At 67.1% G+C, this 12,334-nt stretch carries 15 protein-coding genes; 6 read left to right on the top strand and 9 right to left on the bottom strand.

Features of this window, described 5'->3' with window-relative positions; genetic code table 11:
• Nucleotides 1-11 precede the first annotated feature (11 nt).
• From AB0J62_RS07135 to AB0J62_RS07125, 3 genes are read right to left on the bottom strand one after another with little or no spacing between them, the layout of a single operon-like run.
• Complete coding sequence (locus tag AB0J62_RS07135) at nt 12-764, bottom strand: SDR family oxidoreductase (protein WP_363865350.1); 753 nt, start codon at nt 762-764, stop codon at nt 12-14.
• Nucleotides 764-1,984 carry an acetyl-CoA C-acetyltransferase gene (locus tag AB0J62_RS07130; protein ID WP_363865348.1) on the bottom strand — a complete coding sequence of 407 codons (1,221 nt, stop codon included), beginning with the start codon at nt 1,982-1,984 and terminating at the stop codon, nt 764-766. Before AB0J62_RS07130 ends, AB0J62_RS07135 begins: the two co-directional genes overlap by 1 nt.
• Before the next feature lie 12 nt (nt 1,985-1,996).
• Nucleotides 1,997-3,142 carry an acyl-CoA dehydrogenase family protein gene (locus AB0J62_RS07125; protein WP_363865346.1) on the bottom strand — a complete coding sequence of 382 codons (1,146 nt, stop codon included), beginning with the start codon at nt 3,140-3,142 and terminating at the stop codon, nt 1,997-1,999.
• A 73-nt stretch (nt 3,143-3,215) separates the two neighbouring features.
• Here AB0J62_RS07125 and AB0J62_RS07120 point away from each other — a divergent pair, with 73 nt between their 5' ends.
• Nucleotides 3,216-3,815 (top strand): TetR/AcrR family transcriptional regulator, encoded by a 600-nt coding sequence (locus tag AB0J62_RS07120; RefSeq protein ID WP_363865344.1) that lies wholly within the window; start codon nt 3,216-3,218, stop codon nt 3,813-3,815.
• A 45-nt stretch (nt 3,816-3,860) separates the two neighbouring features.
• Here the strand turns inward: AB0J62_RS07120 and AB0J62_RS07115 are convergent, their stop codons facing one another.
• Entirely contained in the window at nt 3,861-4,430 is a 570-nt protein-coding gene (locus AB0J62_RS07115) for a YceI family protein (protein WP_363865342.1), read from the bottom strand.
• A gap of 143 nt (nt 4,431-4,573) precedes the next feature.
• On the opposite strand from AB0J62_RS07115, the gene AB0J62_RS07110 reads away from it, so the two are divergent.
• On the top strand, nt 4,574-5,032 hold the full coding sequence (locus AB0J62_RS07110; RefSeq protein ID WP_134103731.1) for a MarR family transcriptional regulator: 459 nt from the start codon (nt 4,574-4,576) through the stop codon (nt 5,030-5,032).
• Here the strand turns inward: AB0J62_RS07110 and AB0J62_RS07105 are convergent, their stop codons facing one another.
• The gene (locus tag AB0J62_RS07105) at nt 5,033-6,394 is read right to left on the bottom strand and encodes an NAD(P)/FAD-dependent oxidoreductase (RefSeq protein ID WP_363865340.1); all 1,362 of its coding nucleotides are present in this window, start codon (nt 6,392-6,394) and stop codon (nt 5,033-5,035) included.
• Between the two features lie 83 nt (nt 6,395-6,477).
• On the opposite strand from AB0J62_RS07105, the gene AB0J62_RS07100 reads away from it, so the two are divergent.
• Nucleotides 6,478-6,918: a MarR family transcriptional regulator gene (locus tag AB0J62_RS07100; protein WP_363865338.1), complete on the top strand. Its 441-nt coding sequence runs from the start codon at nt 6,478-6,480 to the stop codon at nt 6,916-6,918.
• 41 nt (nt 6,919-6,959) lie between these two features.
• Nucleotides 6,960-7,832, top strand: a complete 873-nt coding sequence (locus AB0J62_RS07095; RefSeq protein WP_363865336.1) for an aminoglycoside phosphotransferase family protein — start codon at nt 6,960-6,962, stop codon at nt 7,830-7,832.
• Here the strand turns inward: AB0J62_RS07095 and AB0J62_RS07090 are convergent.
• From AB0J62_RS07090 to ettA, 4 genes are all read right to left on the bottom strand, one after another.
• Nucleotides 7,816-8,433 carry a dihydrofolate reductase family protein gene (locus AB0J62_RS07090; RefSeq protein WP_363865334.1) on the bottom strand — a complete coding sequence of 206 codons (618 nt, stop codon included), beginning with the start codon at nt 8,431-8,433 and terminating at the stop codon, nt 7,816-7,818. The genes AB0J62_RS07095 and AB0J62_RS07090 overlap by 17 nt on opposite strands.
• Nucleotides 8,430-8,903 (bottom strand): SRPBCC domain-containing protein, encoded by a 474-nt coding sequence (locus AB0J62_RS07085; protein WP_363865332.1) that lies wholly within the window; start codon nt 8,901-8,903, stop codon nt 8,430-8,432. Before AB0J62_RS07085 ends, AB0J62_RS07090 begins: the two co-directional genes overlap by 4 nt.
• Nucleotides 8,900-9,238: a metalloregulator ArsR/SmtB family transcription factor gene (locus tag AB0J62_RS07080; protein ID WP_363865330.1), complete on the bottom strand. Its 339-nt coding sequence runs from the start codon at nt 9,236-9,238 to the stop codon at nt 8,900-8,902. The genes AB0J62_RS07085 and AB0J62_RS07080 overlap by 4 nt, the downstream gene beginning before the upstream one ends.
• Before the next feature lie 105 nt (nt 9,239-9,343).
• Nucleotides 9,344-11,026: an energy-dependent translational throttle protein EttA gene (ettA, locus tag AB0J62_RS07075; protein WP_363865328.1), complete on the bottom strand. Its 1,683-nt coding sequence runs from the start codon at nt 11,024-11,026 to the stop codon at nt 9,344-9,346.
• Nucleotides 11,027-11,135: 109 nt separating this feature from the next.
• On the opposite strand from ettA, the gene AB0J62_RS07070 reads away from it, so the two are divergent.
• Both AB0J62_RS07070 and AB0J62_RS07065 read left to right on the top strand, forming a co-directional pair.
• Complete coding sequence (locus AB0J62_RS07070; protein WP_363865326.1) at nt 11,136-11,597, top strand: single-stranded DNA-binding protein; 462 nt, start codon at nt 11,136-11,138, stop codon at nt 11,595-11,597.
• Nucleotides 11,598-11,678: 81 nt separating this feature from the next.
• Nucleotides 11,679-12,296, top strand: a complete 618-nt coding sequence (locus tag AB0J62_RS07065) for an SRPBCC family protein (protein WP_363865324.1) — start codon at nt 11,679-11,681, stop codon at nt 12,294-12,296.
• Nucleotides 12,297-12,334 lie beyond the last annotated feature (38 nt).

Below are 12,334 nucleotides of genomic sequence, written 5' to 3'. Positions count from 1 at the left end.
GGCCGTCACCCTCAGACGATCCCGCCGTTCAACGTCAGCCCGCCGTCGATGGTGATGGTCTGGCCGGTGATCCACGACGCCTCGTCGGACAGCAGGAACCACACCAGCGAGGCGACGTCCTCCGGCCGGCCCAGCCGACCCAGCGGGTACGTCGACGCGACCTTCTCCTCACGACCTTCGTAGAGGGCTCCGGCGAACTTGGTCTTGACCACAGCCGGAGCCACAGCGTTGACCCGGATCTCCGGAGCCAGCTCGACGGCCAGCTCCTGGGTGATCCGGGACAGCATCGCCTTGGTCGCGCCGTACCACCCGATGCCCGGCGACGGACCCAGCCCGGCCACCGACGACAGGTTGACCACGGCCCCACCATGCGCACGCATCCACGCGTCCCGGCAGGCCTTCACCCACGAGATCGCGGCCAGCACGTTGGTGTCGACCATCTTGGCCGCGACCCCTTGGTCGACGTCGAGCAGCTTGCCGTAGATCGGGTTGATGCCGGCGTTGTTCACCAGCAGATCCACCGACCCGTACGTCGCCACCGCCGCCGCGACCACAGCGCCGCGATGCGCTGGATCGGCTGCGTTACCGGCGATCGCCAGCGCATGCTGACGACCGCCCAGCAACTTCACGGCCTCGTCGAGCGTCTCCTGGGTGCGGCCGGTGATGACGACGCGCGCACCGTCGGCCACCAGCCGCTGGGCGACCGCCAGCCCGATCCCACGCGAGGCTCCGGTGACGATCGCCGTACGGTTCTCCAGCGTCATCAGCTGAGACGCTCGAGCACGACCGCCATACCCTGACCACCGCCGACGCACATGGTCTCGAGGCCGAACTGCTTGTCCTCGAACTGCAGGCCGTTCACCAGCGTGGTCATGATCCGCGCACCGGTCGAGCCGAACGGGTGGCCGAGCGCGATCGCGCCGCCGTGCACGTTCAGCTTGTCCTCGTCGATCCCGAGCTCACGCGCCGAACCGATCACCTGGACCGCGAACGCCTCGTTGATCTCGACCAGGTCGATGTCGTTCATGCTCATACCGGCCCGGGCCAGCGCCTGCTTCGACGCCTCGACCGGACCGAGGCCCATGATCTCCGGCGACAGACCGCTGACGCCGGTCGACACGATCCGCGCGAGCGGCGTCAGGCCGAGCTCGCGAGCCTTGGTGTCGCTCATGATCACCACGGCCGCGGCGCCGTCGTTCAGCGGGCAGCAGTTGCCGGCCGTGACAGTGCCGTCGGGGCGGAACACCGGCTTCAGCTGGCTGACCTTCTCCAGCGTGGTCCCGGCGCGCGGACCGTCGTCCTTGCTGACCACGGTCCCGTCCGGCAGCGTCACCGGCACGATCTCGCGCTCGAAGAAGCCGTTGTTGATCGCCTTCTCGGCCAGGTTCTGCGAGCGGACGCCGAAGACGTCCTGGTCCTCGCGGGTGATGCCGCGCAGCGTCGCCACGTTCTCCGCGGTCTGGCCCATCGCGATGTAGATGTCCGGGATCTGCCCGTCCGCGCGCGGGTCGTGCCAGGTGTCGTTGGTCTCGGCGTACTTCTCGGTCCGGGCGACCGCGTCGGTGAAGACCGGGTTGAACGAGCTCGGGTCGCCGACCCCGGCCGAGCCGAAGTTCTTGTATCGCGACACGCACTCGACGCCGGCACTGACGAAGATGTCGCCCTCACCGGACTTGATCGCGTGGAAGGCCATCCGCGCGGTCTGCGTCGACGACGCGCAGAACCGGTTCACGGTGGTCGCCGGCGTGTTGTCCCAGCCGAGCTGGACCGCGACCCGGCGGGCCATGTTGCCGCCGTGCTCGTCGTGCGGCTCCGCGCAACCGAGCGCGAGATCCTCGATCTGGTCCCCGGTCAGGCCGACCTTGTCGACCGCCGCCTTGATCATCTGGACGGCAAGGTCGTCCGGCCGGATCGTGGTCAGCGATCCCTTGAACGCGCGGCCGATCGGCGAGCGCGCGGTGGAGACGATGACTGCTTCAGGCATCTCTTATCCCTTTCAGAGGCCCAGATCGCGGCCGATGAGTTCCTTCATGATCTCGTTCGAGCCGGCCCAGATCTTCGTCACCCGGGCGTCGCGCCAGGCACGGGCCACCCGGTACTCGTTCATGTAGCCGTACCCGCCGTGCAGCTGCACGCACGCATCCAGTACTTCGTTCTGCACCTGCGCACTCCACCACTTGGCCTTCGCGGCATCGACCGCGGACAGCCGGTCCTCGTCGTGCGCGACCACGCCGTTGTCGACGTACGCCTGCGTGACCTCGACCTTGGTGACGAGCTCGGCGATCAGGAACTTGTTGTACTGGAACGAGCCGACGGACTGGCCGAAGGCCTTGCGCTGCTTCACGTACTCGATCGTCTCGTCGAGGATCTGGGTCGCGTGCGCGATGTTCGACACCGCGGCGCCGATCCGCTCCTGGGCCAGCCGCTCCATCATGTGGATGAAGCCGCGGTCGAGCTCGCCGAGCACGTTGTCGTCGGCGACGAACAGGTCCTCGAAGAACAGTTCCGACGTACCCGACTCGGTCTGGCCGACCTTGTCGAGCTTCCGGCCGCGGGCGAAGCCCTCCATACCCTCCTCGACCACGAACAGCGTGATGCCCTTCGCGCCCTTCGACGGGTCGGTCCGGGCGGCGACGATGACGAGGTCGGCCATGTCGCCGTTGGTGATGAAGGTCTTCGAGCCGTTCAGCACCCAACCGCCGTCGGCCCGCTTGGCGGTCGTCTTCAGCGCGGCGAGGTCGGAGCCGCCCGACGGCTCGGTCATCCCGATCGCGGCGACGTACTCACCGGAGCAGAACTTGGGCAGCCAGCGCTGCTTCTGCTCCTCGGTCCCGAGGTCGACGAAGTACGGCGCGGCGCAGTCGTAGTGGATGCCGAAGCAGCTCGACAGCGATGCGGAGACCTTCGAGACCTCTTCGGCGAAAACCTGGTTGAAGCGGTAGTCGCCGACGCTGGACCCGCCGTACTCCTCCGGCACGTCGAGCCCGAGGAACCCCTGCTTGCCGGCCTCCAGCCAGGCGGCCCGATCGATCGTCTTCTCTTCGAGGAACTGCTCCATCCGCGGAACCAGCGAGCGGTCGCAGTACTCCTTGGCACTCGCTCGGAACGCGTGGTGGTCCTCGTTGAAGATGACGCGCTGCATCGGGCCTCCCCAGGGTGTGAGATGGTTGGCTAAGCGCTTGCTTAGCTTCACGCGTCTGGTGCAAGGTGTCAACGTGTCCGCAGTCACGAGTCCCCTGGTCTGGGAGCATGTCCAGCCAGCCGCCGCGCGCCGGTTGCTGACCGGCGCCGTCGATGCGTTCGCCGAGCGCGGCTACCAGGCCACGACGACCCGCGACATCGCCTCCCGCGCGGGGATGAGTCCGGCCGCGCTCTACGTGCACTACCCGTCCAAGGAGCGCCTGCTCTTCGAGATCAGCCTCTACGGCCACAATGCAGCACTCGAGGTACTGCGCTCCGCCGACGTCGGCTCGACGCCCGCCGACCGGCTTCGCTCGCTGGTCGCGGCGTTCACCGCCTGGCACGCCGAGCACCACACGATCGCCCGCGTGGTCCAGTACGAACTGGCCGCCCTGACGCCGGAGCACCTCGCCGAGGTGGCGGTCATCCGGCGGGCAATCTCCACCCAGATCGAGCAGGTGCTGGCAGACGGCGTACGCGACGGGTCCTTCGCGGTTTCCGACCTTCCCGGCACGACACTCGCCGTACTGTCGCTGTCCATCGACGTCGCCCGCTGGTACACACCGCACCGCGGCGACCCTGCTGCTTTGGGCCAGCTGTACGCCGACCTCGCGCACCGGATGGTCCAGGCATAGCAAAGACCCCGCACCGACTGGTGCGGGGTCTTTTGCGTCAGCAGATCAGGCCTGCAGCGCAGCCTGGACGTCGAGGTGGATGTCCACCTTGTCGCCGATCAGGAGCTTGCCACCCTCGAGCGGGACGTTGAAGTCGATGCCCCACTCCTTGCGGCTGATCGAGGTGGAGGCCTCGAAGCCGATGATGGTCTGGCCGTAGGCGTTCTGGTCGACGCCGAGGAACTCGACGCCGAGCTCGACCGGCTTGGTCACGTTCTTGATGGTCAGCTCGCCGGCGAGGACGTAGTCGTCGCCCTCGGGCTTGATGGCGGTGCTGACGAAGGTCATCTTCGGGCTGTTCTCGGCGTCGAAGAAGTCGCCGGACTTCAGGTGCCCGTCGCGCTGCTCGTTCCGGGTGTGCACGGAACCGAGCTCGATGGAGACGTTGGTGCTGGACTCCTCGATGGTGTCCTTGACGGTGATCTCGCCGCTGAACTCCTGGAAGGTGCCACGGACCTTGGTCATCAGGTGCCGGACGGTGAAGCCGATCTCGGTGTGCGCGGTGTCGATGGCGTACGTGCCGGCGACCAGACCGGGGATGGTGCTGGTCAGGGTGCCGGTGGTGGTGTCGCTCATGGGGTCCTCTCGGGAAGGTGTACGTACTGGTCGGGGGCGACGCAGCCGGGTCTATAGTTAAAACTTCAACCGATGACTACGACAGTAGGCAGTAACGGTTTAAAAGTCAACTACATTCCCGGTACACTGTTCCCGTGACGACGATGGAGACTGGGACTCGGTGGCTCAGCCCCGAGCAGCAGGTGGCGTGGCGTGCGTACCTGCTGGGCACCGCACGCCTGATGGCCAAGCTGGATGACGACCTGCGCCGGTTCGGCATCGGCATCAATGACTACGAGATCCTGGTCCGGCTCTCCGAGTCCCCTGACCGGCGGCTCCGGATGGCGGATCTGGCCGACCGGCTGCACCAGAGCCGGTCGCGCCTGACCCATACGGTCGGTCGCCTGGAGGCCGCCGACCTGGTCCGCCGTACGTCGTGCACGAGCGACAAGCGCGGCGTCTGGGCCGAGCTGACCGACGCCGGGTTCTCCCTGCTCGAGCAGGCCGCGCCGTACCACGTCGAGGGCGTCCGGGAGAACCTGGTCGACCTCGCCAGCTCGGAGGACTTCGCTGCCGTCGGCCGCGTGTTCGACGCCGTCTCGGAGCACGTGGGCCAGCGCTGATCAGTGCACGGCCGGGGTGATCTCAAGCGCCAGCTCCTCCCGGTCGGCACCGCGGTAGGCCATCATCTTGTCCCGCATCCGCCGCTTGACCGGCGGCAGGTGATTGACGGTTCGCATCGCCGTACGCATGCCGGCCAGCGCGACGCGCCCGACGACCGGCTTGTGCACCGGGTCGGCCGAGGTCATCTGCGCCCGCGACTTGATCACGGCATCGAAGCCGTAGTCGATCATCTTCGCCTCGTACTCGTTGACGGCCGCGATCAGCTCCCGACGACCGTCCCGTACGTCGATCAGCGCGCGGCACAGGTTCACGGCGTCGCGGAGCGCGGTGTTCGCGCCGACCCCGCGACCCGGCGTCATGGTGTGAATCGCATCACCCAGCAGCGTGACGTTCGTGGTCTCCCACGGGTCGAGCGGGACCGAGGTCCAGATGTTCACCGGGAAGCACGTTCCGGGATCTGTCAGCTCGAACAGCCGGCGCAGGTTCGGATGCCAGCCCGGGGTGACGTCGAGGGCGACCTTGACGAGCTCCCGGCCGCTCATCTCCATGATGTTCGCCGGCAGTTTGTCCCTGGTCGCGGACAGGCCCCAGTTGATGTAGTCGCGGGTGTTGTCGAACTGCAGACCCGGCCACCGGCGGATGAGCTCCTCGGTGTTGCCGCCGATCCCGCTCTTGACGTGACCGTCGCGGTCCCACTGGAACTCCATCACGTGCAGGATGCAGGCGAATCCGCGCGGCGCGGTGACGATCGAGATGCCCTCGAAGACCTTCGGCGACACCAGCTTCGCGCTCTCCGCGGTGATCGGCAGCTTGCCCGCGATCGCGACGATCCCGGTCTCCTCGGTCTTCGCCTGCGGCAGGTACTGCCGCCGGACCCGCGATCCTGATCCGTCCGCGGCGACGAGCAGGTCGCCGGTGGCGCTCGTACCGTCGGCGAAATATGCCGTGACCTGGTCGTCGTGTTGCTCGAACCGGAGGAACTCCTTGCCGAACTCGACGACGTCGTCCAGCCCGGTCAGCAGCACCTGCCGCAGCGTCATCCGGCTGATCGACTTCTCACTCTCAACCGGGTCCGTCGAGGCCGGGATCTCCATCGACAGGACCTCTTTGAGGTCCTCGGTGAGCATGTTGAAGTACTTCGGGTCGCGCGCCTTCGTGGCCACGAACGTGTCGTACAGCTCCGTCGGCAGCAGCGCATGCAGCGCGCGACTGCCGTCCGGGTCGATCCCGACCCGGTAGCCGTGCAGGCCGTCGGTCCGGACCGCGTCCCGCTCGAACACGGTCACCCCGATGCCGGCCCGCTTCAGGCCGTGCGCCAGCGCCAGGCCGCCGGTCCCGCCGCCAATCACCAATACCTTCATTTTCCCTCGCTCCTTCAAGTATCTCGGTAATCCGAGTATCTTGGAGATCCGAGAGAAATGCAAGCCCTATGCTGAGGCGGACCATGACCAGTACTCGTGAAGAGCTCACCGGCGAGATCCAGGGGCGCCTGATCCGATTCATCGCCGAAGCGGTGCTGTACAACCACGCCGTGTCGGCCAAGGTCGGACTCGGCGCCAGCGACTCGCAGTTCATGACGCTGCTGCAGACGTACGGCCCGCTGACGCCGCGGCAGCTCGCCGAGCGCACCGGTCTGACCTCCGGCACGGTCACCGGTGTCATCGATCGGCTCGAGTCGCACGGCTTCGTCACCCGGCAGCCCGATCCCGGCGATCGCCGCAAGGTGGTCGTCACGCCGTCGTTCGAGGCGATCCAGGACAAGCTCGTCCCGCTGTACGCCGACCAGGGCGAGCGGATGCGCGGCATCCTCGCGTCGCGGAGCGTCGAGGAGCTCCGGACGATCTCCGCGTTCCTCGCCGACTCGGTCGCTGAAGCCGGCGGCTAAAGCGTTTGAGCCTGGAGGACGGCTCCGGAAGCCTTCTCGGTGTGACGGACTTTCCTGAAGACGGCCGCGCCGGCATCGATGCGGACCTGGTACGGCGACTGGTCGCGGCGCAGTTCCCGCAGTGGGCCGACCTGCCGGTGACCCCGGTCAAGGTCGACGGCTGGGACAACCGGACGTACCGGCTGGGCGCCGACCTGACCGCCCGCCTGCCAACGGCTGCTGCGTATGTGCCGGCCGTGGACAAGGAACACCAGTGGTTGCCGGTGCTCGCGCCGTACCTGCCGGTCGAGATCCCAACCGCGATCGCCAAGGGCGCGCCGGGCGAGGGATATCCGTATCCGTGGGCAATCCGGCGGTGGATCGATGGGCGGACCGCATCGACTGAAACTGTGACCGACCTGCCCGCCTTCGCCGAGGCGATCGCGGACTTCATCCACGCACTGCAAAGCATCGACGCCACGGGCGGTCCGCTCGCCGGCAAGCACAGCTTCTATCGTGGTGCGCCGCTCCAGCACTACCACCACGAGACGGTCGAGGCCCTCGCCGAATTGAAGGACCGCATCGACGCGGACCTGGCGAGCGAAGTGTGGGACGCCGCGCTGGCGTCGACATGGGACCGGCCGCCGGTGTGGTTCCACGGCGATATCGCGCACGGAAACCTGTTGGTGCAGGAGGGCCGGCTGACCGCCGTCATCGATTTCGGTACGTCGGGTGTCGGCGATCCGGCCTGCGATCTGGTGATCGCGTACACGTTCTTCTCCGGCTCATCGCGCGACACCTTCCGCGAGGCGGTCGCCCAAGACGCCGGCATGTGGGCACGAGCCCGCGGCTGGGCGCTGTGGAAAGCTTTGATCACTTCAGACCTCGCCGTGGTGCAGGCCGTCCTGGACGACTACCTCATACAAACGCGCTGACGCCTTCGTACTCCCCTACCGCAGCAACACCGGCGGTCCCGTACTCCAACAGCATCAGTCCGCTCGCCGTCGCCTCATACTTCGTGAGCTTCAGCCCAGCGGTCTCAGCCGACTGCTCGAACAGCCGCCTGCCGGCTCCGATCACCGTTGGCGCAACCACCAATCGCACCACATCCACCAGCCCGGCCCGCACCAGCGCGCTCCCCAACCGAGCACTCCCATGGATCTGAAGCTCGCGACCCTCTCGTGCCTTTAGCTCTTCGACGCCATCGAGCTGCAGGACGGTGGTCGGCTGCCAATCACCTTCGCTGATCGTCCGACTCACGACGTACTTCGGCAGCGAGTTCATCCGATCCGCGAACGGATCGTCGGGGTCGGTGATTCGCGGCCAGTCCCGCGCGAACGCGTCGTACGTCCGCCGTCCGAGTAACAGCCCATCAGCAAGGCCGAGCCACTCAGACGTACGCCGTACGAACGTCTCGTCGATGAATGGCACCAGCCACCCACCACGCGTGAAGCCGTCGCTGGGGTCTTCGCTCGGAGACCCTGGCCCTTGGCTGACGCCGTCCAGCGTCACGAACTGCATCAGTACCAGCTTCATTGCATGCCCTCCGCGACCGCGGCGAGCTGCTTCGTGACCGTTCCCCAGCCGTCCGCGAACCCAAGCTCCTCATGCCGCGCTCGAGCAGCAGACGTCCCGTGCCGCACGATGATCCGGTAGTCCGTGCCCTCCGGGTGGTCCGCCAGCATCACCTCGGCCGTCATCACAAACGGCTCCGGGTTGGCAGGACGCCAGCTGCTGTCGATCGCATTGGTGAACACGAGCCGCTCGGTCTCCTCGACCACGAGGAAGCTCGCATCGAGATGCGGCACGAACTGCGTCCCGTCCTCGCTCAGCTGCGTGACCATCGCCCCGCCGGGACGAACCTCGAGCCGCTCGACCCGGCACACCGCCGGCGCCGGCACCCACCACTGCGCGAACTTCGCCGGGTCGGTCCAGGCCTTCCAGACAGACGCCCGCGGCGCTCGGATCACGCGCTCGACGGTCAGATCAAGCTCAGGGTCAATCATGACTCTTCCTCCTGGGATTCTGTGACGAGGCGTTCCAGCCGGTCCGTGCGGTCCGTCCAGATCCGGCGCTGCTCGGCGAGCCAGTCGTCGACCACCGCCAGCCGCTCGCGGTTCAGCACACAGGTCCGCACCCGGCCGACCTTGACCGTGCGGATCAGCCCGTTCGACTCGAGCGTCCGGACGTGCTTCATGAACGAGGGCAGGGTGATCGGGAAGTCGGCCGCGAGCTCACCCACACTGGTCGGCCCGCGGCCGAGTCGCCGGATCACACTGCGCCGGGTCGGATCAGCGAGCGCGACGAACACACCGTCCACATCAGCCGAATACTGTGCCATGAGGCTAAGTATTGCCGTCAGCTGATACTTAGCGCAAGGGCTAACTGTCAGAAAGCACGAAGGACCCCGCCTCCGATCCGGAAGCGGGGTCCTTCGACGGTTTGCTCAGTCGCGGGTGAGCTTGCGGTGGGTGACCCGGTGCGGACGGGCCGCCTCCGGGCCGAGCCGCTCGACCTTGTTCGCCTCGTACGACGCGAAGTTGCCCTCGAACCAGAACCACTTGGCCGGGTCCTCGTCGGTGCCTTCCCAGGCGAGGATGTGGGTCGCCACGCGGTCCAGGAACCACCGGTCGTGGGACACGACCACCGCACAGCCCGGGAACTCCAGCAGCGCATCCTCCAGCGACTGCAGGGTCTCGACGTCCAGGTCGTTGGTCGGCTCGTCGAGCAGCAGCAGGTTGCCGCCCATCTTCAGCGTCAGCGCCAGGTTCAGCCGGTTCCGCTCACCACCGGACAGGACGCCGGTGGGCTTCTGCTGGTCGGGACCCTTGAAGCCGAACGACGCGACGTACGCCCGGCTCGGCATCTCGAAGTTCGCGACCTTGATGAAGTCGAGCTCGTCGGACACCTGCTGCCAGACCGTCTTCTTCGGGTCCAGGCCGCCGCGCGACTGGTCGACGTACGAGATCTTGACCGTCTCGCCGAGCTTCAGGCTGCCCGCGTCCGGCTGCTCCTCGCCGACGATCATCCGGAACAGCGTCGACTTGCCGACGCCGTTCGGGCCGACGATGCCGACGATGCCGGCCCGCGGCAGCGAGAAGCTCAGGCCCTCGATCAGCTTGCGGTCGCCGAAGCCCTTCTCCAGCTTGCTGACCTCGAGCACCGTGCTGCCCAGACGCGGACCCGGCGGGATGTTGATCTCGTCGATGTCCAGTTTCTTCGCGCGCTCGGCCTCGGCGGCCAGTTCTTCGTAGCGCTGGAGGCGCGCCTTGCTCTTGGACTGCCGGCCCTTCGCGTTCGACCGGACCCACTCGAGCTCGCGCTCCAGGATCTTCTGCCGCTTGGCGTCCTTCTGACCCTCGACGACCAGACGCGCCTTCTTGGTCTCCAGGTACTTCGAGTAGTTGCCCTCGTAGCCGTACGTCCGGCCGCGGTCGAGCTCGAGGATCCACTCGGCGACGTTGTCCAGGAAGTACCGGTCGTGGGTGATCGCCATGACGGCGCCCGGGTACTTCTGCAGATGCTGCTCCAGCCACTGCACCGACTCGGCGTCAAGGTGGTTGGTGGGCTCGTCGAGCAGCAGGAGATCGGGCTGCTGCAGCAGGAGCTTGCACAGCGCGACCCGGCGGCGCTCACCACCGGAGAGCTTGTCGACGATCGCGTCCGGCGGCGGACACCGCAGCGCGTCCATCGCCTGCTCGAGCTGGGCGTCGATGTCCCAGGCGTTGCGGTGGTCGAGCTCGGTCTGCAGGTCGCCCATCTCGGCGAGCAGCGTGTCGTAGTCGGCGTCCGGATCGGCCAGCTCGGCGGAGATCTCGTTGAAGCGGTCGAGCTTCTGCTTGGTGTCGCCGACCCCTTCCTGCACGTTCTCCAGCACGGTCTTGCCCTCGGTCAGCGGCGGCTCCTGCAGCAGGATCCCGACCGTCGCCCCTTCCGCCAGCCGCGCCTCGCCGTTGGAGGGCTGGTCGAGCCCCGCCATGATCTTGAACAGCGAGGACTTACCGGTGCCGTTGGGCCCGACCACGCCGATCTTCGCGCCGGTGAGGAAGTTCAAGGTGACGTTGTCGAGAACGACCTTGTCACCGTGCGCCTTCCGGACGTTGCGAAGTGTGTAGATGAATTCCGCCATACCTAGAGCCTATGTGCTTTCTCCACAGCCGCGAATTCGGGCGTCCGATCGAGGGACGACGAGTGCATCTTCTCCGTCGACAGGACATCCGCACGGAAGGCAGAACCCGATGAGCGTCAACGAAATCCACCTGACCGTGGTCGGCCGGATCGGCAGCGAACCCGACTTCAAGGAGATAGGTCAGGTCCCCCACCTCTCGTTCCGCCTCGCCTCCACCCCCAGGCAGTTCGACAAGGTTCTCGGCAGGTTCGTCGAGAAGACCACCTCCTGGCTTCAGGTGGAGTGCTGGCGCTACCTCGCCCAGAACGCGTTCGACTCGACGCGCATCGGTCAGCCGGTCATCGTCTCCGGCAAACTCCGCACCCACGAGTGGACCGACGACAAGGGCGAGCAGCGCAGCCGCCTCGTCCTGGAAGCCTTCACGATCGGCCACGACCTCAACCGAGGCACGGCGACGTTCTCCAAGTCCGCTCCGCGAGGCGAGCACGCCGTTCCCGAGGTGACCGCCGCACCTTTCCCCGCCGACGAGTACCCCGTTACGTCACTGCCCCTGTCGGCGGAGGCGGCATGATTATCTCAGCCTTGACTTATATAAGCACCGCCCGGCATTCTGAGGTCTACCCCAGCAGCCGAGCAGGAGAGGGAACTACCTGTGATCGACATCCTCGAGCACATCAACGCGGTCCAGCGCGAGGTCAGCCGCACCGGCGAGACCGTGACGGTGCTGATGCGCCGCTCGTACCAGGCCGAGCCGGCGGAGGTGTGGGACGCCCTCACGGATCCCGACCGGATGAAGCGCTGGTTCATGCCCGTCTCCGGCAACCTCGAGGTCGGCGGCACCTTCCAGCTGGAGGGCAACGCCGGCGGCGAGATCCTGGAATGCGAGCCGCCCAAGCGGTTCAAGGTGACCTTTGGCGGCCCCAACAGTCTTCTCGAGCTGCGTTTGCTCCCCGGAGCGGACGCCTCCACCGAGCTGGAGCTCGAGCACTCGATGAGCGAGGCCCCGGCGCCCGGCGGCGCGGGCGCGCTCTGGGTCGGCCCGGGCTGGGACGGCGGCCTGCTCGGCCTCGCGCTCTACGTCACCGGCGAGCTGCCCGCGGACGCCGACCCGACCGAGATGGCCAACTCCGCCGAGGTGATCAGCTACAACGAGCAGTCGGTCCGCGCCTGGATCGAAGCCATCCGCGCCTCCGGAACGACGACGGAGGAAGACCTGACCTCCGCGGCCAAGGTCTCGATGTCTCAGTACGCCCCCGACGCCGAGCTCTGACCTCTGCTGTCCGCCGGGGCGCTCGCCAAATCGTGTGT

Source organism: Kribbella sp. NPDC049584 (genome assembly GCF_040675555.1).
Classification (GTDB): Bacteria; Actinomycetota; Actinomycetes; order Propionibacteriales; family Kribbellaceae; genus Kribbella.
This window is presented reverse-complemented; position numbering and strand designations above follow the sequence as displayed.